The organism is Neobacillus sp. NRS-1170, from assembly GCF_050468025.1.
The window spans coordinates 25,480-49,760 of record NZ_JBITPF010000076.1 but is presented as its reverse complement, the minus strand read 5'-3'; the positions used below and the strand labels follow the sequence as shown (position 1 = coordinate 49,760).

Here is a 24,281-nt window from a genome sequence, read left to right as displayed (position 1 = left end):
TATTAAGGTAAAGCATTTTTATTATGAGCATTCATCGCAGCAATAAACCTTATGACCTTTTACATCCTTTTCTACATAGATGAAATAAGGTTCACCAAAGTCAATTGGAAGTCCACAGTGTATACAAAAAATGGTGTCTTCATAAGGGAGAATGCATTCCTCGTCCAACCTAACACCTCCAAAATGATAATTTAATAGCAGAAGTTGAAAAGAGGTTGTCCTAAATTTCACGTAAAGAATTTAATAGTTTTTATATTTAATATTATCTTATGCAAAAAAAAGAGAACGGTATTACGGATTTCTTAACTTTTTCTCTTTTTATTATTGGGTTAAGATATAGCTTAATGGATAGAAAAAATATCGAAGGGGTTAATGTGGTGATAGTAGAAGTTTGTGTAAAAGGATTCAGCGGATGCCTTCTGCACTACATTTGTCTACAGTACATGGGACTATCCGCCTTCATTATTTTACTTACGGTTATTAATAAAGTTTACGACATCTCCAACCGTTTGAAGCGTCTTCGCAACTTTGTCACTTATTTCGATCGCGAATTCATCTTCAATTTCCATTGTCAGATTCACCATATCAAGCGAATCAGCTACGAAATCATTTTTGAATGATGATTCTGGTTTGATTTCCTCCATATTCACACCCAGTTGGTCTGCGATAATGGGCTTTAACTTTTCAAATGTGGTCATTGCGGTATCCTCCTATGTATTTCATAGACACCATTATAACAAGCTAATTTGGTACGTAAAACATAAATCTATTTCCAATTTACCATTAGGGTTATTAATCCTTATTCTTGTTTATTATATGTTAATCTATTAGTAATTTAATGATAATTGTTAATTCAAAAGTAATGAAGGGGATAAAACAAATGGATGAACAGGATTGGATAATCTTAAAGGTGCTATATGAAAAAAAGAATATCACGAAAACGGCTGAGAGTTTATATATATCCCAACCATCATTAACGAAAAAAATTCAACAAATAGAGAAGGAATATCAAGCAGAAATTGTCAAACGGGGAACAAAAGGTGTTCACTTTACACCCCAAGGAGAATATTTAGCTCAATGTGCGGAGGAAATGCTGTATCGTCTCCAACAAATTAAGGATACAGTATCTAATATGGATGAAGAGGTTAGCGGAACCTTACGATTAGGGGTATCAAATTACATAACAAGGCACAAGCTGCCACACCTTTTAAAGCTTTTTCGTGAACAGTTCCCAAAAGTAAATTATAAAGTTACAACTGGATGGAGCAGGGATGTGTTTAATCTTGTTTATAATGGAGATGTTCATATTGGGATGGTCCGTGGTGACTATCAGTGGTTAGATTCAAAAATTCTACTCTTTGAAGAAAATCTCTGTATCGTATCTTTAGAAAAAATTGAACTGCGTGACCTGCCTTCATTACCGAGAATTGAATATGAAACAGATGCTTTATTAAAGACCATGATTGATAATTGGTGGAGGGGGCAATTTTCAAAGACACCTTTTATTGGCATGGAAGTGGATAAAGCCGATACATGCAAGGAAATGGTAGTGAACGGTTTGGGATATGGAATACTTCCTAGTGTTCTTGTACAGGATCTTCAAAACCTTAATCGGATCATTCTAAAAGATAAAAAAGGAAATCCTATTGTAAGAAGAACATGGATGTTCTATCATGAGAAATCGCTTGAGACTAAGGTAATAAATGAGTTTGTAGAATTTGTGAAAAAAATGGATTTTAAATCTACTATTTAAGAAAGCGTGGGCAAATGCTCAGGCTTTTTTTCTTTGAGCAAATCCAGAAAAGTTGTCATTCCTTTTTTGAATAGATATCGATAATTTATTGGTATTTCAACTGTTTGGATATTGTTTTTAAAATGAAATGGATGAGAGGTGAGAGGTATTGGAGGGCAATTCAAAGAAATTGATTTCATTTTTAATGAAACATGAAGGGAAAGATTTCGATGCCATCCTAAAGGATGAAATTGAAGGGACCGTAGGATTTAGTTTTACGAGCTACATTAAAAAAGCAAAAATTCATATCCAGGCTGGGAGAATAACATTCAGCGAACCGAAAACAGGAAAATACTTTTGTCTGCCGCTTTGCGGCATCAAACAGATTTCCGGAGAAACCAGTGGACAGTATGACATAGCATTTACCATAAAATATAACAATGACTATTGCATCTTTATTCAAATATTTGACCCTTATTATTCTTAAAATGGAGAGGATGATTTTATGAGCCTTTTATTTCATATAACTTTAAATGTTATTTTACCCATATTTGCTCTTATTGGAGTTGGAGCTTTTCTTCATAGAAAATTTAAATTAGACATGAATACCTTATCTAAATTAAATTCCTATTTACTTATGCCTGCTGTGAGTTTTTCCAATGTATATCAGAGTAAAATAAGAGGAGATACTCTCCTGGATATTCTTAGTTTCCTTATCATACAAAGTCTTTGTCTAATGATCGTGAGCACAGGAATATCTAAAATGGCGAAATTAGAGAGCAGTCTGTCAGCTACCTTTAAAAACAGTGTAGTCCTTAGCAATTCGGGGAACTTTGGATTACCCGTCAGTCAGGTTGTTTTTCAGCAAAATCCTCTTGGACTATCAATCCAAGTAGTGGTCATGATTTTTCAAAATCTACTAACCTATACATATGGATTATTTAATTCCGTTTCGGTTGATAAGGCAAAATTTCAAGCGATAAAAGCATTTTTGAAAAATCCTGTCTTCTACGCATTTTTGTTCGGAGTTTTTCTCCATGCAGTTTCAATAAGAATTCCAGAATACATTTGGACTCCTATTAAAAATACTTCAAATGCATTTCTAGCAATCGCACTAATTACGCTTGGGGCACAAAGTGCTTTCCTAAAAATAAGGAATTTTTCGCTCCCTTTAGTCCTTAGCCTTATTGGACGGTTAATCTTGTCACCATGTATTGCGTTCATCATTATTTTAACATTACATCTGGAGGGGACTACTGCACAGTCATTGTTGATAGCGAGCTCTTTTCCAACTTCAAGAAATAGTTCGTTGTTTGCACTGGAGTATGGAAATCATCCTGAATATGCAGCACAAACCGTATTATTATCTACAGTATTCAGTATGATGACAGTAACCACAGTTATTTTTTCTGCTCATTTGTTATTTTCTTAAATAGTTATTAGTTAGTTTAAAAACAAAAAACGAACTCACCATTACAGTGGTTCGTTTTTTGCGGTGTCAAGTCTTAATTGTTGTCTTTTACAGCCAGCCCAATGATCATCACTATAAGTGTCAGCAACTGGATCATAACCTCAAGGCTTATCCTAGCTCCCCTCCTAACCTAAGTGAGTTTCATTCCTCTGGCTTCTCCATGTAAAAGTTAAGACTTACGTTTCCTATTAACATAGATATTCTTTAAAACAAGTTTTATGACCAGACACTAGTGGGTTACCAGTTAAATATAATTTGCTTTTTCGAGAATATCCTTTATGTTTTTAAGTTGAAAAGCTCCGTATATTCTATCTCGGGATGTGAGTTCATGAATAAAATACTGTTGTAATTGCTCTTGATTCGTAATCCGCTTTACGATGCTGTTATCGGACCAATCGTGAACTTCCTTTTCATCGTGATTAAAAAACACCAAAGTGTTGATCCATGTTTTAATTTCTTGACTTTGTAAATAATTGGATAGGAGGACGGCTGTCTGTTGAATCTGACAAATGGGGTTATCTAATGTTCTTACGGTTAATTCTCCCGAATCACCTTTATCAAAGATGAGCGTCTCCTCTTTTTCACGGTCTACTAAATCTGTTAAGAAAGAAAACTTGTGGCTGCCCATCCGATCTAATCCCATGACAATATGGCCTTTCCAGTGTTTGGTTTCTATTAAATAGATACCAGTTGATAAAAGTATAAGGTGATCGATCTGCTTGGTACTTCCGTTACCTTCCGGGATAAAAATATTTGGCATGATAATCATTTCATCTGGCGGAATAATTCTTTTTCGAATTAAATCATTTTTAAAATTTTCTAGTAGTTGATGGGTTTTGATTTCCCCAGGGTTTCGATAATTTTTTCGGATCTCTTCATTTTCAATCATCAGCTTTTCCATTTCACGTTGGTAGGATTCAGACAAAAGGAAGACTTTCTCATCATAGGTGGCTGCGGCCGTTTCCATAGATGCTTTTTGTATCTCCCTCATAGCAGTAAGCTCTTCGAAATGGTTGTTTCTCAATTCTTTTTGTTTAGCTTTTTCTTTTTTTACTGTAAAACATAACCAGGCAGCCGATGCAGCAAGTAATAGTGTAGAAATAATTAACCAGATCATTGCTTTTCTCCTTTTTCTACAGAAATCGACGGTTCATCGAACATCTTCCATTTGTGCTATATTATAACAATTTTTTTGACAATCGACTAAGAAATTGAAATTTAATAATAAAATGGTAAATTCATACCATACGATTTATTTCCTATGTTCAATCATTTTTGTGGGGGTATCCAATTTGGGAGATTTGGCTAAAGAAATTGTTCCATTACCGCAGTCGTTTTTTGAACAGCCTACACTTGAACTGGCAAAGGCATTGCTCGGATGCCTCCTTGTGAAAGAAACGAATGAGGGGATAGCGGCTGGATATATTGTAGAATCTGAAGCCTACATCGGTCCAAGTGATCGGGCGGCGCACAGCTTTAATAACAGACGGACTGCAAGAACGGAGGTCATGTTCCATCCTTCCGGCCTTGCCTATACTTATTTAATGCATACACATTGCCTTTTCAATGTAGTCAGTGGAGGAGAAGAAAATCCTGAAGCCGTTTTGATTCGGGCCCTTGAACCCGTAAACGGCATCGATCTGATGAAAAACAGGAGAGGCATTGATGATGTGAGAAAACTGACGGACGGGCCCGGTAAACTGACAAAATCATTGGGAATTACAATGGCCGACTATGGACACCCATTGACTATTTCACCATTATATATTGCCAAAGGCTTTTGTCCGGAAAGCATATCCGCTGGGAAACGGATTGGAATTGATAATTCAGGTGAGGCCAGGGATTATCCTTGGCGTTTCTGGGTTACGAATAATAAATTTGTTTCGCGGCATCAAAAGGCTGAGTATGTGATTGATCAACACAACTAAGGGCGGCATTTCTTAGTTTACACCAGCCGCCAACGTCACACTTTTATAGGAAAAGGGGGTTTTTGAATAGGCTGATAATAGTCCGTTCGCCAATATATCTTCTTTGTTAACTTCCTTATATAGTAATTGCACTTGTACTTCTTTTTGTAAAGGAGACACCGAGAGCGAGACCGTTTCTTGATCAGACCATTTGACCTGGATAGGCTTATTTTTGGCAAACGAGAAAGAAGGTGAGATGCCGTTATGATAAAAGGGATGCTCTTTTTCTTTTTTTGCTCCGGGTTCGTTTAAGCAAATATATAGTGAGAGGTTATCACAGAATTTTAAGATGTTTAGATGGTACTGTAACTGCTTTTCCTTACTCATTTTTCCTAATATCCCACAATGTTTTAATAAGTGCAGCTGCCTGGTGATTTCGTCCTCTACAAATTTTACTCCGATTGGATCCTCTTCATATTGAAGAAACGAGGCATAATGTAAACTGCAAAGTAGACTGGCATATTTGCTCATTTTTTCGACTTCATTGATCCCTTTTTTGTAATAAGAAACTTTTAAGTCAAGGGGGAAATCTATAAATGAGTGCGGTTTTTGCTTGTTGCTATACCATAAAGGAGCGGCATCTGGTTCAATCCAGCCTCGATCATGTTCATAAATGCCGAGCACCACTTCCGCTTTTCTTTCGACGCCATTAAAATAAGAATCCTTCCAATTTTGCGCAATTTCCCCTGATATTTTGGCATGGTCATGTTGGGTGATCATGATAAAGCTATGTTCCCGTTCCCGAATAATCATTTTCTCATCCTTTCTGCTATTTTTCTTCATCGTATAAGATGTATATTAAGATTGATTTCAAAGGATTATTTATTTTTTGCAATACGAAAAAATCCAGCCCAATATAGGAGCCGGACTTGTTATGTTTGCTTTAATTCTAACCTTCTCGCAACAAGTGACAACCCATAATTTACAATAAAGTACATAAATGCAACAAGAAGAAAAACAGGTATTACATAAGATCCCTTTTGGGCGTAAATGATTTGTCCGTTGTGCAATAAATCCGGCAACGCGATGACGACTGCTAACGATGTATCTTTAAGCAGAGAAATAAATTGGCTGACAATAGGGGGGACCATTCTTTTCAGAGCTTGGGGCATGATGATATAACGTAAGGTCTGGAGGTAGCTAAGCCCTGAAGCACGTCCTGCTTCAATCTGGCCTTTTTCTATTGAGTTCAATCCGCTTCGGATAATTTCTGACAGCATGGCTGATTCAAAAACCGTTAATGCTGCGATCGCTGCAGTAGAAATTTCCATTTCAATCCCGATTTCAGGCAAGGCAAAATAGGTGAAGAATATGATCAGCAGCAAGGGAAGGTTTCGAATCGTCTCAACCACCACAGCAAATAAAGGAGAAACGACTGGAATCTGCATATACCTAAGCGTGCCAATAAGACCGCCAATAAGGAAGCTGAGCAGAATAGAAATGGCAGCAACTTTTAAAGTGATCCCAAAACCCTCTAGCAAAAATTTCAAATTATCGAGCCTGTAGACTTCCATGAAAGGGGCTAGAAAATCCATCACTAAACCTCCTTAATTACTTCTAGCCAGGCGCTTTTCTAAAAATCTGACGCCAAGACTTAAAGGAATGGTTAAAACTAAATAAAATAAGGCTACAAAAATATAAGTATCAAAGGTGACGTATGTTTTAGCCGATATTAAATCCCCTTGATACATTAAATCGCCGCCTGCGACAACAGCTAACAAGGATGAATTTTTTACTAAATTAATAAATTGGTTGCCAAGGGGAGGGATAACGATTTTTATAGCCTGGGGGAGTATAATCCATCTCATGGCCTGACCATAACTCAAGCCTGTCGATCGGGCGGCTTCCATTTGTCCCTTAGGTACTGACAGAATTCCGGCCCGGATGGCTTCAGCAATGAAAGCGGCCGTGTAGACGGTTAATCCGATGGTTCCTGCAATCATTCCTCCAAAGTTTCCGGCTAAATAGGTGAAAAACACGATAACCAGTACAGGTATATTACGAATAAATTCAATATAGGCCGTCCCCAGCCAGTTAAGGGGTTTAATGGGGGCAATTCGCATGATCGCCAGAAGGGTTCCCAATATAAAGCTGAATAGTAAAGCTATTAAACTAGAAATAAGGGTTATTTTTAAGCCTTCCAAAAAGGAATCCAGATGATTCGTTAATATCGTGAAATCCAGCAATCGATCTCCTCCTCATAAATCAGGAAGGGAAGTTCCGTTGCAAGCAGACGACTCCCCATCCCAACGAGAAACCGGGTATAAATCATTGTTTTTTGGCTATTTTCGTAAAGAAATTAGTTTTTTACAGCAAATAATCTCCTAAAATTAGCAATTACTTCTTTAAAATTACACTTTATTGATGCGTCAAATTAATTTATCAGCGAATTTTGAAAGTTTATCAGCGAATTCTTAGGGTTTATCAGCGAATCAAACCACTTTATCAGCGGATTTTGAGGGTTTATCAGCGAATCATAAAATAGAACACACTTTAGCAAAAGACTCTTAATTTTTTATCCATTTATTTTTAATTTCATCGTATTTTCCAGAGTCCTTCAGGCTTTTTAATGCTTTATTCAACGCATCGACAAGCTCTTGATTGCCTTTTTTAACCGCAATCCCGTATGGCTCTTCGGTGAAAGTTCCTCCAACCAGTTCAAAGGACGGATCTTCTTCGGCCATACCATAAAGGATGGAATCATCTGTAGTCAGGGCATCACCCTTACCAGCCTTTAAAGCTGTAAAAGCTTCAGCATAGTTTTCGTATTCGAGGACAGTGGTTTCAGGAGCCTTCTCACGAATATTGATTGCAGAAGTTGAGCCTTTCACCGCCAGCACCTTCGTGCCTTTTTTCAAGTCTTGCAAGCCTTGAATCTTGCTGCCTTTTTTTACAAGCAGGGATTGACCGGCATCAAAATAGACGTCAGTGAAATCCACTTCTTTTTTACGTTCTTCCGTAATGGTCATCGTGGCGACAACTGCATCCACCTTGCCGTTATTCAGGAGGCCTACCCTCGTTTTCGAAGTCACTTCAACGTACTCCGGCTTAACATCCTTACCAAACATTTCCTCTGCCAGTGCTTTGGAAAGATCGATATCGAATCCTTCGACCTCACCAGTCTTTGGATTTTTCAGTCCAAACAAACGAGTGTCATATTTAACGCCAAACACGATTTTTTTATCTTCTTTGATCTTGGCAAGTACATCCTTGCTGGAACCAGAAGTGGTCTTGTCCTTTCCGCAGCCAGCAAGAAATAAGGCAGCCACAATGGTTACCAACACCAATTTTACGAAATGTTTAGTTTTGAACAATTCATTTCCCTCCCATTAATGATTTAAAATACGGCTGAGAAATAGGCGAGCCCGTTCTTCACGGGGATTCTCATAAAATTCAGCCGGAACTGCTTCTTCTAAAATTCTCCCTTCATCCATAAAGACGATTCGATCAGCAACTTCCCGGGCAAAGCCCATTTCGTGAGTGACCACGACCATCGTCATGCCTTCCTTGGCGAGTGTTTTCATTACATCCAGGACTTCACCAATCATTTCGGGGTCCAGTGCCGAGGTAGGTTCGTCGAAAAGCATGATTTGCGGTTTCATGGCGAGGCCGCGGGCTATGGCTACACGCTGCTGCTGGCCGCCGGAAAGCTGGGATGGGTAGGCTTCCGCCTTACCTAATATCCCAACCTTATCTAGATAATGTTTGGCTGTTTCCTTCGCTTCTTTTTCGGATTGACCCAATACTTTTTTGGGAGCTAGAGTAATATTTTCAAGCACCGTTTTGTGGGGATATAAATAAAAATGCTGAAAAACCATGCCGATATTACGCCTCAGCTGATTGATATCTGTTTTTTTATCTCCTACAGATATCCCATTTACGGTGAGCTTCCCTTCCGAGATGGTTTCCAAATGATTGATACAGCGCAGCAACGTACTTTTTCCGGAACCGGATGGACCAATTACGACAACTACTTCACCTTGATGGATGGTAAGATTTATATCTTTTAAGACGTGAAAATCTCCATAAAACTTATTTACCCGTTCAAATACAATCATTTATGACCTCCTGTTCTAAAACCTAATAGTGGTAAAAGTTCCATTTTGGAAAATTTTAGAATCACTTAGAGTATATTCAGGCCTTGTCCAAATCAAACCGCGACCATTTACTCGTTTTAGCTAGGAGTTTTTAACTAAATGAAAAATATGTAAAAGAGGATACTGCTGATATATGTGTGGTGTAAAGGTGTGCCAAAAATGGCGCACCTTTTAAAAATGGGGTATAAAAATGAAGGTTTAATGCTGAGGCAAATTTCAAATATAATAATGTTAGCCGCAAATATCTAAAAAAACATCGGCAATACATTGGACACCGCAGAAGCATTTTAAATCCACTGTAACACAGTCGTTGCTTGCCATGAATTGATCTACTTCGCAGACTTTTCTAAGATCGATACAGCATCTGCCTTTGCTGGACACAAGATAGACTGGACAAAATCTGCCTTTGTCGCCATTACCAGGTACTAAGACTCGAAGGGTAGCACAGCAGTTATCAAAGACTTCTTCTACACGGAAGAAGATGGATACACATGCTTCGTTTTCACCACTAAAAAATGCATGAAACGGAGAACCATCAGCATTTGATAAAACAAAAACACGAGTATCGAACGGTTCAGTTTCTGTTGGTGATACTAATGAACCAAGCGGCTCATTAAAGCAACTAGAACACCCTGTACATTCCGTTGGACTAACAGCATTGTTTTGTATGTCATTTATGGTCCGAACGACCTCACACACACAGTGACCATCAAAATCATGGCCCATTCTATTTCCCATATATGTTTCCTCCTTCATTTTAATTAATTATCTTACATTAATAACATACGCTAATCCTATAGGGACGGTTCTCGTGGTTCAACAAGAGAGGCTTGGCCACAAGCCCAAGTACTGTCCCCCTGTCTAAAACTTGACTAGTATAAAAGTTTTGTTTAATCTTAATATCCCATGCTTGTAAAATTGAGTTGAGAGGTGAGGAGTGAATAGGATGAGCGCCCAGGATCATGTGTCTGTCCGTGACCATAAAGACTATCAAGCAGAAGTAGAACGTTTAGAGTTTACTAAGGAGTATATCCGAACTGTTTTAGACATTTCGAAGGGGAATAAGGAATTTTTCGTTGAAAATATGAAACAATCTTTTGCCGAGCTGAATTCTAAGGATAGCAGTACGAGCTATACCGATCTCCTCGCGAATGCAAGTTTCCTTGAATTAGCGGAAAGTGAACTCAAAAGGTTAGAAAGCATAATTGGCAAACCCTATTTTTCAAGGATTGATTTTACAAGCGATAGTACGAAAAAGGAAGAATCGTTGTACATAGGTAAGGTGTCCTTGTTCGACCGAGTGACACAGCAGCCCATTATCGTCGATTGGAGATCGCCGATTGCCAATGTCTACTATGACGGACGGCTGGGTGAAGTGTCTTATGAAGCTTATGGGGAGACGCAAACTGGTTATTTAGCATTAAAGAGGCAGTATGAAATTGTCAATGGTTTATTAAAAGAAATCAGGGACATCGATTTAACGACACATGATGAACTTTTGCAGAAATCCTTGTCAGGCAAAGCAGACAATCGATTAACCGAAATCGTGGCGACCATTCAAAATGAGCAAAATGAAGTAATCCGGGCTTCATTGAAACACCCGATTATCGTGCAGGGGGCCGCCGGAAGCGGGAAAACAACAATCGCACTCCATAGAATATCCTACTTTCTCTATTCCTTAGGTTATCAATTTCCTCCAGAAAAATTAATGATACTCGCACCAAACCGACTATTTATTAATTATATATCTGCTGTCCTGCCGGAACTCGGAGTCAACAAGATTAATCAAACCACCTTTATTGATTTTATGAGAAGCTGCCTTGGCCAGAAAATAAAACTATTTTCTCCTAATTCTAAGCTGATGAAGCTACTCGAAGATACCGGGAAAAATAAGTCCATCAAATGGGTTTCAAGCTTCAAAGGTTCGCTCGAATTTAAGGAATTAATCAAAAATTATGTGAATGAATTGGAATTAAATCTTGCTCCAAGCAAGGATTTCATCGTTGAAAAATCCGTTCTGATGAAGGCTCAAAAGCTCAAAACACTATTTTTAAAAGAATATACTTATTTACCAATCTATAAACGGATTGGGAAAATAAAAACATTTTTAGAAAGTGATTTAAAAAAGAAAAAATCCATCATGTTATCAAACCTTAACAAGAAATATGAAGAAGCACTTGAGAAGTTTGTTTATAGCAGGAGACTAGATCCGGAAATAAGACAACAAAAAGTGGTTAACCTAATGGATAAGAAAGAACAAAGGATAAAGAGGGTAGAGCAGGAGTCAAAGGTAGCTGTCAAAAAATATATGGAAGCGTTTGTCATGAAAGATATCTTTACTTTGTATAAGGAACTAATGTCTTCTCCCGAAATGCTCAACAAGCATTCCACTACGCTTACAGAACAAGAATGCAAGCTGCTAAGTAAATATTGTCAGACGATTTTTGTGCGAGACGCCTACGAACTTGAAGATTTAGCCCCGATCTTTTATATGAAGGCAAAATTGGAAGGGATCGATGAAAAATATAAGATGCGCAGTATTTTCATTGATGAAGCGCAGGATTACAGCTATTTTCAATTTGCCGCATTAAAAGAAGGCTTTGATACAGACCTGTTCACCATTGTCGGGGATTTGGCTCAAGGAATCCATTCCTATCGCGGAATGAATAGCTGGACACCAGTTTTGAAAGATATCTTCCCGAATGCGAATTATCAAGCCTTACAAAAAAGCTACCGAACAACCGTTGAAATTATGAATTTGGCAAATGATATCTTGAAACTTATCGACCAAGACTTGCCGAAGGTCGAACCCGTCATTCGTCATGGCCAAAAACCACTGTTTAAAAAGATGGACCTCACGAATCAAGAACAGATAAGGCTGCAGGTCGAACAAGATATAGCCTCACTTAAAGAGGAAGAGCTTCACTCCATTGCGATTATTGGACGTACTGATAGAGAGTGTCAAAGAATCCATCAGCTCTTTGAAAATAGTCAGCTTCCGATTCAGTTATTAGAAGAAAGAGAAGAAATGAAGAAGGGACATATTGTTATTTTACCTTCTTATTTATCTAAAGGGTTGGAGTTTGATTCCGTTTTAATCGTATGCCTGGAAGAACCATACTCACAAGTAGACCTAGACATCAAATTGCTATATGTGTCAATGACAAGACCGATGCATCGATTGTATTTGTATGGAAAAGATCCGTCAGACTTTTTATTAAATAGGGCGGAATCTTTACATTTCGATTCTTAAAGTGAGCTTCAAGAAGAGCAGGTATTGGGCACGTATGAGCTCAGTTACCTGCTTTTTATGCTTCGCTGCAAAATTTTACTGTAAAACAAAAATTTACAGTTGACTTTTTCAACTGTAACGTTTAAATTTACAGTATAGAAACTGTAAGGTTTTTTATTACAATTAATAAAATATTGCATTGAACATCAGGTTTAATCACTAAATTTTCGGGTATATATATGAAAATAGACTTTGTCTCGCGTGTTTGCCAAATTATTTTTAAGGAGTGGTTAAAATATGGTAACTCTGTATACAACACCAAGTTGTGGGTCATGCCGAAAAGCAAAAGCTTGGCTTGAAGAGCATCAAATTGAATATATCGAACGAAACATTTTATCTGATTCGCTCACAGTCGATGAGATAAAATCAATTCTCCGCTTAACGGAAGAGGGGACTAGTGAAATTGTTTCGACTAACTCAAAGGCTTTTCAGGAATTAAATGTAAATCTGGAATCTCTGCCGCTCAATGAATTTTATCAATTAATCATTGAGAACCCGAAAATGTTGCGCCGGCCTATTATCCTAGATGAAAAACGATTACAAGTAGGGTATAACGAGGACGAAATTCGCAGCTTTCTGCCCCGTAAGCTTCGTACATTTTTGAATACGGAATTACAAAGACTCGCTAATTAATCTGGTTTTTAAAAGGAGGAAGTAAGAAATGATTGAAGTATTCGTTACAGTTCATTATAAAGATCGAAATTATCAAACCAACGTTATTGTGGAAAAAGATACGACTTGGAAAAATATTAAACGCATTGCAGAAGAACAAGTCAAAAAGCAATGGAATGTATAACCGAGCTAAATGCTTGACTAATTAATCTGTAATGTTTAGTATTACAGTCGTTGACTAATATTTCAATAAGATGCAGACAATACATGTAAGTGATTTTAAGGAGGAAGCCATGAATAGTGATTATACCCTGGCCATTCATAGTTTAACTTATCTTGCGCTTCAGCCGGACCGAATGTCAACAAGTGATGCTATTTCCGAAAGTGCCGGAGTGCATCCGGTTCGTATACGAAAAGTGTTAAGTTTGTTAAAAAAACATGGATTCATTAAATCGAAAGAGGGAACTGGCGGCGGCTTTATTTTTGCGCTAGATCAAAGTGAAGTAAATCTTTGGGATATATATAAAATTACCTCAGAAGGTGCTCTGCAGCCTAAATGTCCTGATTCAAATGAACAATGCATTGTCGGCGCGAACATGCAAAGAGTCCTCTGCAGCATTTTCTTAGGTGCTGAAGAACATATGGGCGAATATTTAATGAATTATACAATTAAAGAGGTTGTTGATCTTGTTAGAAAGCGGCTATGACCGAATAGTATGGCTGCATCCTTTTTTATGGCAAATGTAATAAAAAAAATTACAGATAAATGAAGGTGAATAGGTATGTTTTTAAAACCAGGTGATTGGATTAAGGGTGAATCACTGGATGGTGAATTAATCATTGGATATATTGATTCACTGTTACCGGATATTCCGGACGGGGCAGTAAAGGTTACTGTGGTAACAAGTGATAATAATAAAAAGATAGGAAAAACAATTCCTTTTTTAAATAAACAGCTTAAAGCACTACCTGTTTCCAATGTGACCAATAAGACTCAAATTCAATTCCTCATCGACTTGGCATTAGCAACAGGGGATAAGGAATGGTTTATGGAGCTTTCTTCTGAATTGAACTCCATGAAGCAGCATTTTATGGAGTAATACTTTTACGATATAAAATGGAGGAAGAGTATGTCAGACAAAAATGTTTTAAAAATACAAAAGCTGGGTTTTCCATGGCAAACGGAGGATCCGTTCCTCGCAACGATGTATCATAAAGATGCTTATCCGCCAGGAAACGACATGCAAGGACCAAGCACTTCATTAGAAGGAAGGAACCTAGGTGAAGATTTTACGTTACGTGATGGCTTTCGGATGTATCATGGAAAAACGGTTCCAGGGTTCCCTGCACATCCTCATTGCGGATTTGAAACAGTAACAGTAGTTTTAGAAGGTTTTGTCGATCATTTTGATTCCATGGGAGCATCGGGGCGTTATGGAGATGGCGATGTGCAATGGCTGACAACCGGAAAGGGCTGCCAGCATACGGAAATGTTCCCGCTAGTTCATCAAGATAAAGGCAACCCGCTAGAGCTATTTCAGATATGGCTGAACCTCGCAGCTAAAAATAAGTCGGCTGATCCAGATTATAAAATGCTGTGGGCAGAGGATATACCTGAAATCCAGTCAGTTAATTCAATGGGGAAGAAATCAACGGTGAAACTGATAGCAGGGAGATTGCAGGGGAAGAGTAGTTTAGAGCCAACCGATGCATCTTGGGCTAAAGACTCTAACCACCATGTGGGCATTTATCTCATTCATATGGAGCCTAACGCCACTTTCACATTGCCATCTGTATCGGAAACATTAAACAGAAATTTATATTTTTATCAAGGTTATGAAATTAATATAGACGGTAATGTTATTCCATTTTCTCACCGTGTTAAACTGGCAGGTGACCAGGAAATCGAGATTACAAATGGAGCGATTGAGGGATATATCCTGGTTCTCGAAGGTGAACCAATCCAAGAACCGGTCGTGCAATATGGTCCTTTCGTCATGACAACCGAACAGGAGATTCGTGATGCATTTAGCGAGTTTCGAAGAACACAGTTCGGCGGCTGGCCATGGGGCCGACTTGATCCTGTCAATGAGCTTGGTGCTGGAAGGTTTGCCCGCGATAAAGATGGGAAAATCGAAAAGAGATAAACTCCATAAAGAAGAGTTGGAAGTTTTTGAAATAGCAATGTAATTATATAATATGTAATGAGCAAAAATGAGACCTCGTTGGGAAAGTGTAACTTTTTTCAACGAGGTTTAATAATTGGATAAAGATTTTTATATCTAGTCCTTAACTACCAAAAGATTGCTAGTTATTAGACAAATAGTTCCTTAAATGTTGTTGAATGAACAGAAAGCAATATCGTATGCTTCTTCGAGCTCTGTCAGGACTTGCTCCTTGGTTTCGCCTTCTTCTAAGAAAATATGGCCTATCACTGAGGTGATTTTTTGTGATGCGTCATCAATCGATGACCAGCCAACCTCAATTGTGTCAGGAATCAGAGTGTCATCCTCACCCCAAATATAAATGGACATACCCCCAGATTCTAGGATATCAGTAAAAAATTGCACCTTATTATTAATGACCATACATAACACTCCTTAATTAGAATATTAACGTCATCTTACTAATAAAACTATCATAACACATTTCCATATTGGTATATAATGGGGATAAAGTGATAATTAATTTGCTCTTAAGGAGGAACTGGGGTGTTTATTGGTCACTATTCAGTCAGTTATGTTTTGAAAAGGAAAGACAATAACAGCCTAACCTGAAAAGGCCACAAAAAACGATTCGAGTAATTTTGGTCATTAATATGGTATTAAACAGGCCATTTTCTTTCTCTATGATTCTATTATGTACCATACATAAAACGGGCCTGCATAGAATAGGCTGACTTTGGGAGGGGACTTTGATTGGACACTTTTAAATTTTTTAGAGCGCCACATGTGATTATTTATGGTAGAAACGCGTTTAAAGAGATTGGCAAACAGGCATCCCAAATAGGGAAAAAGGCTCTTATCGTTAGCGATGCGATCATCCATCAACTTGGATTTGTACATGCTTGCCAGGAAATGCTTTCTGAGAATGATGTTGAGAGTGTAGTCTTTCTGGGTGTTAAATCGGAACCAACGGACAAATTTGTAGGAGAGTCATTGGAGCTTTTTCGAGTGGAAAATTGTGATTTGGTCATTTCCCTTGGAGGCGGAAGCTGTATTGATACAGCAAAAGCCGTTGCAGTTCTGGCCACTAATAATGGGTATATTGGTGACTATATGAACGGTGCAATGGCAGCGGATGTAGCACCCGTTCCCCATATTGCCATACCTACGACGGCAGGGACGGGTTCGGAGGCGACAGATGTAACTGTTATCACGAACACTTCTAACGATGTCAAAATGATGATAAAACAGCCGGCGTTTATGCCGTCGGTTGCCATTGTAGATCCGATTTTAACAGTTCCGTCGCCGCAGCATGTAACGGCGGCAACGGGTGTAGATGCTCTTAGTCATGCTATCGAGGCATATATTTCAAGGAAGTCCCATCCAATGACGGATGTATTGGCTTTATCCGCCATGAAATTAATCGTCAATAATCTCGTAACTGCCTATGAGGATGGAGAAAATATTGATGCAAGGGAAGCCATGTCACTAGGTGCGCTTCAAGCGGGAATAGCTTTTTCTAATGCTTCGGTGTCTTTAGTCCATGGTATGTCCAGACCGATTGGTGCACTATTTCATGTTCCCCATGGCTTTTCAAATGCCATGCTCCTGCCTGCTGTATTAGAATTTTCCAAGGAATCATGTATTGAAAGATTAGCAGATTTGGGCAGGATTTTTGAACCTGAAAAAAGCCTGTCAAATGGAGCTGCAGCTGAGGTGGCAGTGACAGCTGTTAAGCAACTTTGCAAGGTATTGAACATTCCTAACCTGAAAGAGTGGGGAATCGATAAACAGAAATTTGATAGATTCATTAGTAAAATGGCAGCCGATGCTATTGCCAGCGGGAGCCCTGGGAACAATCCACGGGTACCTGCTAAAGAAGAAATTGAAGAGCTTTATCAGGTTTGTTTTGACTTTGATTTTGGGTATGTGTCTGCCAAATGAGCAATATAAAAGGGACCTCGAGGGAATCAGAATAGAAGTTTTCTGATTCCCTCGAGAAATCTTCGATATTCAAGCTTTTAATGTTAATTGATTTTTTCGGTATAGTTGCTCGATATAATCTCTTGTTTTTTCAAAAGCTTCCTCTGGGCCGGATGCCACTTCGGCCAAATAGGCTTCATCGGGCAGCTGGTCATCTACACCGGGTATCTTAATCCGATCTCCATAGGTATTAATCGCACCATACTCACGCATATGGTCGATACATTTAAAGAACGGCTCCCAATACTCGGGATGGACAAAAATAGCCTTGGTTCGATGTCTTCGAAGGTGATTTGTTTGAATTTTTGATAGAGTTTCATATACTTCCCAGGCAGTCCCAAAACCTCCAGGCCAAAACAGAATGACATGAGAGTAATTGATTAGAACTCCTTCTCTAATCGAAAAATTATTCATCCTTAGACGCTGATTGGAATGGACAGAATAGGTATCCTTTAAATTGAAAAAATTGTCAACACCGAACTGACAGTCAATCCCAATCACATGGGCATGCTGGCTTCGTGCCCCTTGTGCGGCTGCACGCATGATACCAGGGCCGCCCCCAGTACAAAGAGGAATATAACAGCCCCCAAGAGCTTTTTCTTGTTCATTAGCAGAATAATGTCCCCACAATTCTCCGAATTTTAGTGCCGAATCCCAATATTTTGCACTTTTCTCAACGATTCGATGTTGCCGTTCTATTTTAATCTTTGTTCTTTCCAATTTACCCTGAAGCAGTCTCATATTGAAGGGGTCTTGGTCCTTTTCAATGGCGGTCTGCAATTTTTCAGCATGGCTGTTTAAGATATGTAACTTCTTTTCTGCAATCTCCTTAGAGGAAATGGACCCTGAACCCATCAGTGAAATAACACCATATTTCGCTTCATAACTAAAAAGAAGCTCAGCAGCGTAGATATCCGCTACGCTTTCATCCGTTCCAAGAGCCCTGTCATTGGGGACGAAACTGACTTTTGTTCCTATGACTTGAAAAGAAGCGATGCAGGTGTCATTCGAGTAATCCTCCCAGCGAAGAATAAACCCATCCTCATCGACGCAATACGAATCTACCTTTCCATTATCATTGATATTACTTATGGACAAACTGTAATTATTCGTTTTTGACGGTGTTCGCGGATCAAACGTAATCGCTTCCTCAAACGTGATCTTTGCAATATTTTTCTCCGATTTTTCAATCCACCAACCAGTACCTGATCCATTCCATTCATTTGTTGAAGGATCATAAAAGACCGTACCATACAATTCAATTTGCATCATCGGAATAACCTACCTTTCGATCCAGGGGTCCAGAGGGACGGTTCTCATGGTTCAAATGATATTCGTTTAGGAACATTAGAACCTTCCCCATGGCCTTATTTTTAACAAAAAGTCATTGATTCAACCAATCATACTCTAGGAATTCGCCATTTAAAGTAAAACGAAGTGGTCTTCCTCCGATGAGTCCTGTTTTGCGCATTTCATTCAGCCTATTATGATAATACTGAAAGACCTTCTCGTTTAAGATTCCATAGAAGTAGGCAATCGGCTTCCTAACGACATTTGTAAATTTTAGTTTTCGGATTAATTGCTTGAAGGATTGGATGGCGAGATCAACAATTAGATCGGTTGTATGGTCTAGCTCATAGCTTTTAGCAATCAAATGGACCATCCTCCAATATTCTTCGATTACCTTTGCCTCTGGAAAGAAGCATTTAACCAATTGCACAAAAGGCTGTGGAACACGGTTACTCACATAGGTGTGGTCCAATTCAGACGGTCCTTCTATACGTTTATTTATCTTTTGATCTTTTTCAGTTTTTAAAAGATTAATAGTTTCTTTATGGCGGTTCATCGTTTCTTGTTTAGGTGGTTCACAAGCAGGATAACGATTGAATACATAGAGGTTGCTTGATTGCGAACCGTTTTTCCGTTCAGTTTCATAAATAGTAAAAATCCCGATTTGTTTACCTTTAAGAATCATCCGTTTAAAAGTCGAACGAGAAAGGATGTTTTCTTTGTATTCTTGATTAATCGACCTTAAAATGGTTCCGATTTTTGCATTACACACACCTGGAATTTTGGCAGAGAACCGTATTAATCTTTTTAATCCTATTAATTCACCCTTTGAAAAGTCTTTCTTATGATCGAGCAGCCACATTTCCATTTGGTGATTAAACTCCTTCAAACTTTTGAACTGCGAAAATTTTTCAAATTCTTTGATGTTACCAGATTTTAAATTCATAGTCTTAAGTCACCCTTACCACATTGATTTAGGCCGTCTAATGTGAGGCAATTCAACATTTCCGGCATTTCTACGATATCGGGTTTGTCCAAGTAATTCGAATCGTTAAAAATCATTTTTGAGGCCCTTTTTGAACCAAAACGCTCATTTTTGGCTTCAAAAATGATTTTTGAAGCCGTTTTTTGCAATTTCGTCACTTTTTTATATCAATTTTTGTCTTCATGAAGAAACTATGCGTCTTGGAAATATTAGAATAAATTCTGAATAACGATTAAATGGCATAAATTCTTTAATATAGGGGAGGGGTGACTAGATGTCTGTCCATGTTGTTGGTACAGGAGAAAATCTGTGGTCTATTTCCAAGCAGTATAATGTATCAATTCATTCAATTGTTAGTGTAAACGGGTTAGCATCGACAGCTCTTGTTCCTGGTCTTGCTCTTTATATTCCAGACAGTACGTTGCCAATCCGTGCTTATCGAATAAAGACGGGCGATTACCCTTGGAAATTAGCCAAAGCATTTAACTCTGATCTTTCATTGATGAGCGCTGCTAATCCGGGAATAGATCTCAATCACCTACGGGTAGGCCAGATTATAAACATACCATCATCCATATATTTGGAAATTACTACTCTAGGGTTTTTGGTACCTTCAGCAGAGACGACAACCCTTTCGATATTAGATTCATTATCCAGTCAGTTAACCTATTTAGCGATTGTGAATTATTCTTTTACTGATAAGGGTTTTGCTTTTTTGGAAACCGACGATTCTGCCATTATTTCTAAATGCAATCAAGTAAACATTACTCCATTATTGATGATTCGAAACTTTACGTCCAAGGGGTTTAGTGCGGAGCTGGCAGGAATCGTACTGGGAAATTCAACTTATCGACAGAACTTAGTGGCAAGCATCGTCAATCTAACAACAACTAGAGGGTTTGGCGGTGTAAGCCTTGACCTTGAATTTATCCCTCCGGCAAATCGCAACGATTTTAATTTGTTCTTAATAGAATTAAAGAAACAATTGGGCGGACTAATTTTACAAGTAAACGTTCACGCCAAAGCAGCGGATTTACCGACCAATCGGATTGTCGGAGCATATGATTATGCGGCCATTGGAAATGCAGTTGACCTTATGGCGGTTATGACGCTCGATTATGGCTATCCGGGCGGCCCGCCCGATCCGATTTCACCAGTTGGATGGGTAGAACAAGTGATTAACTACGCGCTAACCAAAATAACTCCAGGTAAAATGCTAATCGCTATGGCGTTATATGGGTATGATAAAGTGGTCACTACAAAGGAAACGAAGGGATTATCAGTGCTGGCTGCTCAAAATCAGGCGATCTTAAATGGAGCACATATTCAATTTGATGATTCGGCTAAATCACCATGGTATCGTTATTGGAGCGGCACGAATGAGCATGTCGTTTGGTTTGAAGACATTCGAAGCTATATTGAAAAGTATAACCTTATTGATATTTACCATTTAGCCGGCACAACTTATTGGCAAATCAGTCTGCCTGCACCTCAGAATTGGGCATATTTAAGTAATAATATTAAAGTGATAAAAACTAGAAATTGCTAAAGAAAAAACAAAAATGCGAAGGGTCAAATGACTCTCGCATTTTTTTGTTGATTTATGAATTTGTGCATGTGTTTTATGGTTTTAACAAAATCGATAATATTCGGCCTTGTAATGTAGCGTTTGTTTTTGAATTCACTAAGTGGTTGACCTCTTGGCAAAAATTAGCGAGAAGTTCTTCGCCAATTTCTGTATGCGTGATTTCCCTTCCGCGAAAACGGACGCTTACCTTTACATGATAACCTTTTGTTAAGAAGGAGATGGCGCTTCTTACCTTTGTTTGAAAGTCATTTTCGCCAATCGCTATTGACATACGGATTTCTTTTGTTTCGATTGTTTGCTGATTCTGTTTGATTTGCTTTTCTTTTTTCTGTAAATCAAATTTGTATTTTCCAGCATCTAAAATCTTACAAACCGGAGGATCAGCCTCACTGATTTGGATAAGGTCTAATCCCATTTCAAACGCCATGTTAAGCGCTTTAACGGTAGGTAACACTTGTTGACCGCTTTCTGATACGAGTCTCACTACTTTTGATTGAATCGCTTCGTTCATAATAATTTTTTTAATAAATGAATCCCTCCAATTAGGAAAAATACTCGATTATTACATATTATGTAAATCCAAAGGGACGGTTCTCATGGCTTAAATTTTTTTATTTAAGACCACAATAACCGTCCCCTTGGCTTAGGGTTATTCTTTTTTTAATCTTCCTGCCTTTTTGGCTGCCTCTTTTAAGATGACTTCGATTTGGGCGTTAACACTTCTGATTTCATCTTCCGCCCATTTCTCCAGAACCTCATATAATTTAGGATCGATTCGAAGCGGAAATGATTTTCTTTTGCTCATTTATTACACAACCTTAATAAATGCTTCCTGTATTGATTATGGGCTGCGTTCCTTTCTCAGAAACGATGGCGACCATTAGGTTATTCACCATCTGTGCTTTTTTCTCCTCATCCAACTCTACAATTTCCTGTTCCGCGAGCTGGTCAATAGCAGCCTTGACAAGACCGACGGCACCGTCAACAATGACTTTTCGTGCTGATAAAACAGCTTGAGCTTGCTGCCGTTGAAGCATGGCAGAGGCAATTTCCGAAGAATACGCAAGATGCATGATCCGTGCCTCAATCACATCGACACCCGCAACCTCTAGTCTTTTTTGTAAATCCGATACGAGTACATCTGCGACTTCATCACTATTTTGGCGAAGGGTCAGCGTGTTCTCTGTACTTCCGAACGAATCATAGGCATAGGTGCTGGCAATATGACGAATACCGGTTTCGCTTTGGATTTGAATGAAATTTTTATAGTTTTCCACATCAAACAGGGCTTTTGCGGCATCTCTCACTTTATAGACCACAACAGCAGCAATTTCAATTGGATTTCCTTCTAAATCATTGACCTTAAGCTTCTCACTGTTAAAATTGGTAACACGTAAAGAAACACTTCGTTTGAAGGTGAATGGAATGGTTGCCCATAACCCTTGGTCTCTAATGACACCCAGATAGGTTCCAAAGAAAGTTAATACCTTGGCTTCGTTTGGCTGAACAACGGTTAAACTTGTCGCAATAATGAGACCTAAAAGAACGACAAATACTCCACCAACTTTTCCAGGAATATCTGTTCCCGTTACCAGTAAATAAACTCCGAAAATAATACACAATAGTGCAAGGATTAGTGCGGCAAAACCATTCATTTTAAAAACGGATTTTTCTCTCATAAGCTTCCCTCCCAAAATAAAGTGATATGAAAGTGATATCACATTTATATCATATTCCAATTGCTAAAAAAAGTAAATTTTTTTTATCTGATATTCAATAATGATGAAGGGCCGCTATCCTAAATCAGGAATAGCGGCCCTTCATTTTACGGGGATACCGTTTGTTAAATAATGTTTAGTAATTTCAAGATTACATACTGAATAAGTGCGAAAATAGCCAAAAAGGAAAAGTTATAAATACTAAATTTGATTAAATATTGCTTGGCCTCGCTTGGATGGGACTGTATAAACAGTTTGTAAGAAATGACACTAGCGAGAGAAGCAATGATCGTTCCAAGCCCGCCAATATTGACTCCAAGTAACAAAGGTTTCCAATCCATTGTGAAGTTTGCTAGCAGGATGGAGGCAGGTACATTACTGATCATTTGGCTGAAAAATATCGAACTGAAATAAACAGAAGCAGGGTTCTTTAAGCTTGCACCAGCAAATGTTTGTACGGCTTCTGAATGAGAGATATTTCCTATAAAAATAAAAAAACAAATAAAGGTTACTAGCAGCAAATAATCAATTTTAAGTAAAACTTTTGCGTTTAATAAAAATGAAATCAACAATGTGATTATGAATGCGATTTGATAAGGGATGATTCCAAAAATAGAGGCAATAATGACGCCGAGTACCAATCCCCAAACCAATGCTTTTTTCCAATCAGCTATCGAAACTGGAGTAAGATCTACTTTTAGCTCATTCCCCTGAAGCCTATGAATAAAAAAATAGAGAGAACTGACGCCAAGAATAGCCATGAATAGGACGGTTGAAAAAAAGGGTATCGGCTTAAGACCAAAATAGGAATAGATAAACAAATTTTGCGGGTTTCCCATTGGTGTCAGGCTGCTGCCGATATTGGCAGCGACTGTTTGGAGGATAACCGTCTCCATCATAGGCATTTTAGTCTTTTTGCTGATGACAAGAGTCAAGGGCACAAAAGTCAGTAACGCAACATCATTTGTGACAATCATTGAACTAAAAAAACACAGCAAAATCAGGATCGCTGAAATAGATTTACTGTTCTTGCATTTATTTAAAAGGCTAATCGCCAATTTATCTAATATCTTAAGCTCTTCCAACGCCTTAATAACCAGCATTAAGTTGAAAAGACAGACCAAAACATGAAAATTAATATACTCCATTTTTGGAGTCTGAGTAAAACAACTAGCAGCTGCAAGGATGATGGAAATGGTAAAGACCAGGTCTTTTTTTAAAATACGAAACGATACAGATAACTTATATTTTTGTTTTACAACAACAGAACCTTTCATGGAAAATCACCGCCAGAAAATTTCACAACGTTATGATTCTACCATGAAAGTAGGGGGATGGATAGAAAAATTTCGGTGCCACAGGGACGGTTCCAATGGCTTAA

Annotated in this window: 27 protein-coding genes; 12 read left to right on the top strand and 15 right to left on the bottom strand. The window is 38.3% G+C overall.

Translation table 11 applies throughout. The features are described 5' to 3' along the window. Positions 1–467: 467 nt before the first annotated feature. Complete coding sequence (gene acpP / locus ACIFOT_RS27455) at positions 468–698, bottom strand: acyl carrier protein (protein WP_430070636.1); 231 nt, start codon at positions 696–698, stop codon at positions 468–470. 182 nt (positions 699–880) lie between these two features. On the opposite strand from acpP, the gene ACIFOT_RS27450 reads away from it, so the two are divergent. From ACIFOT_RS27450 to ACIFOT_RS27440, 3 genes are all read left to right on the top strand, one after another. After that, positions 881–1,753: a LysR family transcriptional regulator gene (locus ACIFOT_RS27450; protein WP_430070633.1), complete on the top strand. Its 873-nt coding sequence runs from the start codon at positions 881–883 to the stop codon at positions 1,751–1,753. Between the two features lie 148 nt (positions 1,754–1,901). After that, entirely contained in the window at positions 1,902–2,219 is a 318-nt protein-coding gene (locus ACIFOT_RS27445; protein ID WP_430070630.1) for a hypothetical protein, read from the top strand. Positions 2,220–2,237: 18 nt separating this feature from the next. Continuing rightward, complete coding sequence (locus tag ACIFOT_RS27440) at positions 2,238–3,164, top strand: AEC family transporter (RefSeq protein WP_430070628.1); 927 nt, start codon at positions 2,238–2,240, stop codon at positions 3,162–3,164. A 283-nt stretch (positions 3,165–3,447) separates the two neighbouring features. Here ACIFOT_RS27440 and ACIFOT_RS27435 read toward each other — a convergent pair whose 3' ends face one another. Beyond that, the gene (locus ACIFOT_RS27435; protein WP_430070625.1) at positions 3,448–4,320 is read right to left on the bottom strand and encodes a nuclease-related domain-containing protein; all 873 of its coding nucleotides are present in this window, start codon (positions 4,318–4,320) and stop codon (positions 3,448–3,450) included. A 175-nt stretch (positions 4,321–4,495) separates the two neighbouring features. Between ACIFOT_RS27435 and ACIFOT_RS27430 the strand changes: the two genes are divergently transcribed. Next, positions 4,496–5,131: a DNA-3-methyladenine glycosylase gene (locus ACIFOT_RS27430; protein WP_430070623.1), complete on the top strand. Its 636-nt coding sequence runs from the start codon at positions 4,496–4,498 to the stop codon at positions 5,129–5,131. A 12-nt stretch (positions 5,132–5,143) separates the two neighbouring features. Here ACIFOT_RS27430 and ACIFOT_RS27425 read toward each other — a convergent pair whose 3' ends face one another. The 6 genes from ACIFOT_RS27425 to ACIFOT_RS27400 form a co-directional block, all read right to left on the bottom strand. Further along, positions 5,144–5,923, bottom strand: a complete 780-nt coding sequence (locus tag ACIFOT_RS27425) for a DUF3891 family protein (protein WP_430070620.1) — start codon at positions 5,921–5,923, stop codon at positions 5,144–5,146. 119 nt (positions 5,924–6,042) lie between these two features. Beyond that, positions 6,043–6,705 (bottom strand): amino acid ABC transporter permease, encoded by a 663-nt coding sequence (locus ACIFOT_RS27420; RefSeq protein WP_430070617.1) that lies wholly within the window; start codon positions 6,703–6,705, stop codon positions 6,043–6,045. Positions 6,706–6,717: 12 nt separating this feature from the next. After that, positions 6,718–7,356 (bottom strand): amino acid ABC transporter permease, encoded by a 639-nt coding sequence (locus tag ACIFOT_RS27415; protein WP_430070614.1) that lies wholly within the window; start codon positions 7,354–7,356, stop codon positions 6,718–6,720. Positions 7,357–7,677: 321 nt separating this feature from the next. Further along, on the bottom strand, positions 7,678–8,484 hold the full coding sequence (locus ACIFOT_RS27410) for a transporter substrate-binding domain-containing protein (protein ID WP_430070611.1): 807 nt from the start codon (positions 8,482–8,484) through the stop codon (positions 7,678–7,680). A gap of 15 nt (positions 8,485–8,499) precedes the next feature. Beyond that, positions 8,500–9,228: an amino acid ABC transporter ATP-binding protein gene (locus ACIFOT_RS27405; protein WP_430070608.1), complete on the bottom strand. Its 729-nt coding sequence runs from the start codon at positions 9,226–9,228 to the stop codon at positions 8,500–8,502. Positions 9,229–9,498: 270 nt separating this feature from the next. Further along, positions 9,499–10,005 (bottom strand): CotY/CotZ family spore coat protein, encoded by a 507-nt coding sequence (locus tag ACIFOT_RS27400; protein WP_430070605.1) that lies wholly within the window; start codon positions 10,003–10,005, stop codon positions 9,499–9,501. A 208-nt stretch (positions 10,006–10,213) separates the two neighbouring features. Here ACIFOT_RS27400 and helD point away from each other — a divergent pair, with 208 nt between their 5' ends. The 6 genes from helD to ACIFOT_RS27370 all read left to right on the top strand — a co-directional run bounded on the left by helD (position 10,214) and on the right by ACIFOT_RS27370 (position 15,318). After that, positions 10,214–12,520 (top strand): RNA polymerase recycling motor HelD, encoded by a 2,307-nt coding sequence (gene helD / locus ACIFOT_RS27395; RefSeq protein WP_430070602.1) that lies wholly within the window; start codon positions 10,214–10,216, stop codon positions 12,518–12,520. A gap of 276 nt (positions 12,521–12,796) precedes the next feature. After that, a complete protein-coding gene (spxA, locus tag ACIFOT_RS27390; RefSeq protein WP_430070599.1) occupies positions 12,797–13,192 on the top strand; it encodes a transcriptional regulator SpxA in 396 nt (131 codons plus the stop codon). Positions 13,193–13,220: 28 nt separating this feature from the next. After that, on the top strand, positions 13,221–13,355 hold the full coding sequence (locus tag ACIFOT_RS27385) for a BA3454 family stress response protein (protein WP_430070597.1): 135 nt from the start codon (positions 13,221–13,223) through the stop codon (positions 13,353–13,355). 109 nt (positions 13,356–13,464) lie between these two features. Further along, positions 13,465–13,878, top strand: coding sequence for an RrF2 family transcriptional regulator (locus ACIFOT_RS27380; RefSeq protein WP_430070595.1), 414 nt, complete (start codon positions 13,465–13,467; stop codon positions 13,876–13,878). Between the two features lie 75 nt (positions 13,879–13,953). Further along, a complete protein-coding gene (locus ACIFOT_RS27375) occupies positions 13,954–14,271 on the top strand; it encodes an IDEAL domain-containing protein (RefSeq protein ID WP_430070592.1) in 318 nt (105 codons plus the stop codon). Positions 14,272–14,301: 30 nt separating this feature from the next. Then, a complete protein-coding gene (locus tag ACIFOT_RS27370; protein WP_430070588.1) occupies positions 14,302–15,318 on the top strand; it encodes a pirin family protein in 1,017 nt (338 codons plus the stop codon). Positions 15,319–15,501: 183 nt separating this feature from the next. On the opposite strand, the gene ACIFOT_RS27365 is transcribed toward ACIFOT_RS27370, so the two are convergent. Then, positions 15,502–15,759, bottom strand: coding sequence for a hypothetical protein (locus ACIFOT_RS27365; RefSeq protein ID WP_430070585.1), 258 nt, complete (start codon positions 15,757–15,759; stop codon positions 15,502–15,504). 330 nt (positions 15,760–16,089) lie between these two features. Here ACIFOT_RS27365 and ACIFOT_RS27360 point away from each other — a divergent pair, with 330 nt between their 5' ends. Next, positions 16,090–17,280, top strand: coding sequence for an iron-containing alcohol dehydrogenase (locus ACIFOT_RS27360; RefSeq protein ID WP_430070582.1), 1,191 nt, complete (start codon positions 16,090–16,092; stop codon positions 17,278–17,280). Between the two features lie 69 nt (positions 17,281–17,349). On the opposite strand, the gene ACIFOT_RS27355 is transcribed toward ACIFOT_RS27360, so the two are convergent. Continuing rightward, positions 17,350–18,591 (bottom strand): LOG family protein, encoded by a 1,242-nt coding sequence (locus ACIFOT_RS27355; protein WP_430070579.1) that lies wholly within the window; start codon positions 18,589–18,591, stop codon positions 17,350–17,352. A 112-nt stretch (positions 18,592–18,703) separates the two neighbouring features. Continuing rightward, a complete protein-coding gene (locus ACIFOT_RS27350) occupies positions 18,704–19,555 on the bottom strand; it encodes a hypothetical protein (protein ID WP_430070577.1) in 852 nt (283 codons plus the stop codon). A 313-nt stretch (positions 19,556–19,868) separates the two neighbouring features. Here ACIFOT_RS27350 and ACIFOT_RS27345 point away from each other — a divergent pair, with 313 nt between their 5' ends. Beyond that, positions 19,869–21,143, top strand: a complete 1,275-nt coding sequence (locus ACIFOT_RS27345; protein WP_430070574.1) for a glycosyl hydrolase family 18 protein — start codon at positions 19,869–19,871, stop codon at positions 21,141–21,143. Positions 21,144–21,216: 73 nt separating this feature from the next. Here the strand turns inward: ACIFOT_RS27345 and infC are convergent, their stop codons facing one another. The 4 genes from infC to ACIFOT_RS27325 all read right to left on the bottom strand — a co-directional run bounded on the left by infC (position 21,217) and on the right by ACIFOT_RS27325 (position 24,177). After that, positions 21,217–21,693, bottom strand: a complete 477-nt coding sequence (gene infC / locus ACIFOT_RS27340) for a translation initiation factor IF-3 (protein WP_430070571.1) — start codon at positions 21,691–21,693, stop codon at positions 21,217–21,219. A gap of 138 nt (positions 21,694–21,831) precedes the next feature. Then, entirely contained in the window at positions 21,832–21,987 is a 156-nt protein-coding gene (locus tag ACIFOT_RS27335) for an Arc family DNA-binding protein (protein WP_098573206.1), read from the bottom strand. Positions 21,988–22,000: 13 nt separating this feature from the next. Beyond that, complete coding sequence (locus ACIFOT_RS27330; protein WP_430070568.1) at positions 22,001–22,861, bottom strand: SPFH domain-containing protein; 861 nt, start codon at positions 22,859–22,861, stop codon at positions 22,001–22,003. Between the two features lie 164 nt (positions 22,862–23,025). Continuing rightward, complete coding sequence (locus ACIFOT_RS27325; protein WP_430070565.1) at positions 23,026–24,177, bottom strand: SLC13 family permease; 1,152 nt, start codon at positions 24,175–24,177, stop codon at positions 23,026–23,028. Positions 24,178–24,281: the final 104 nt, after the last annotated feature.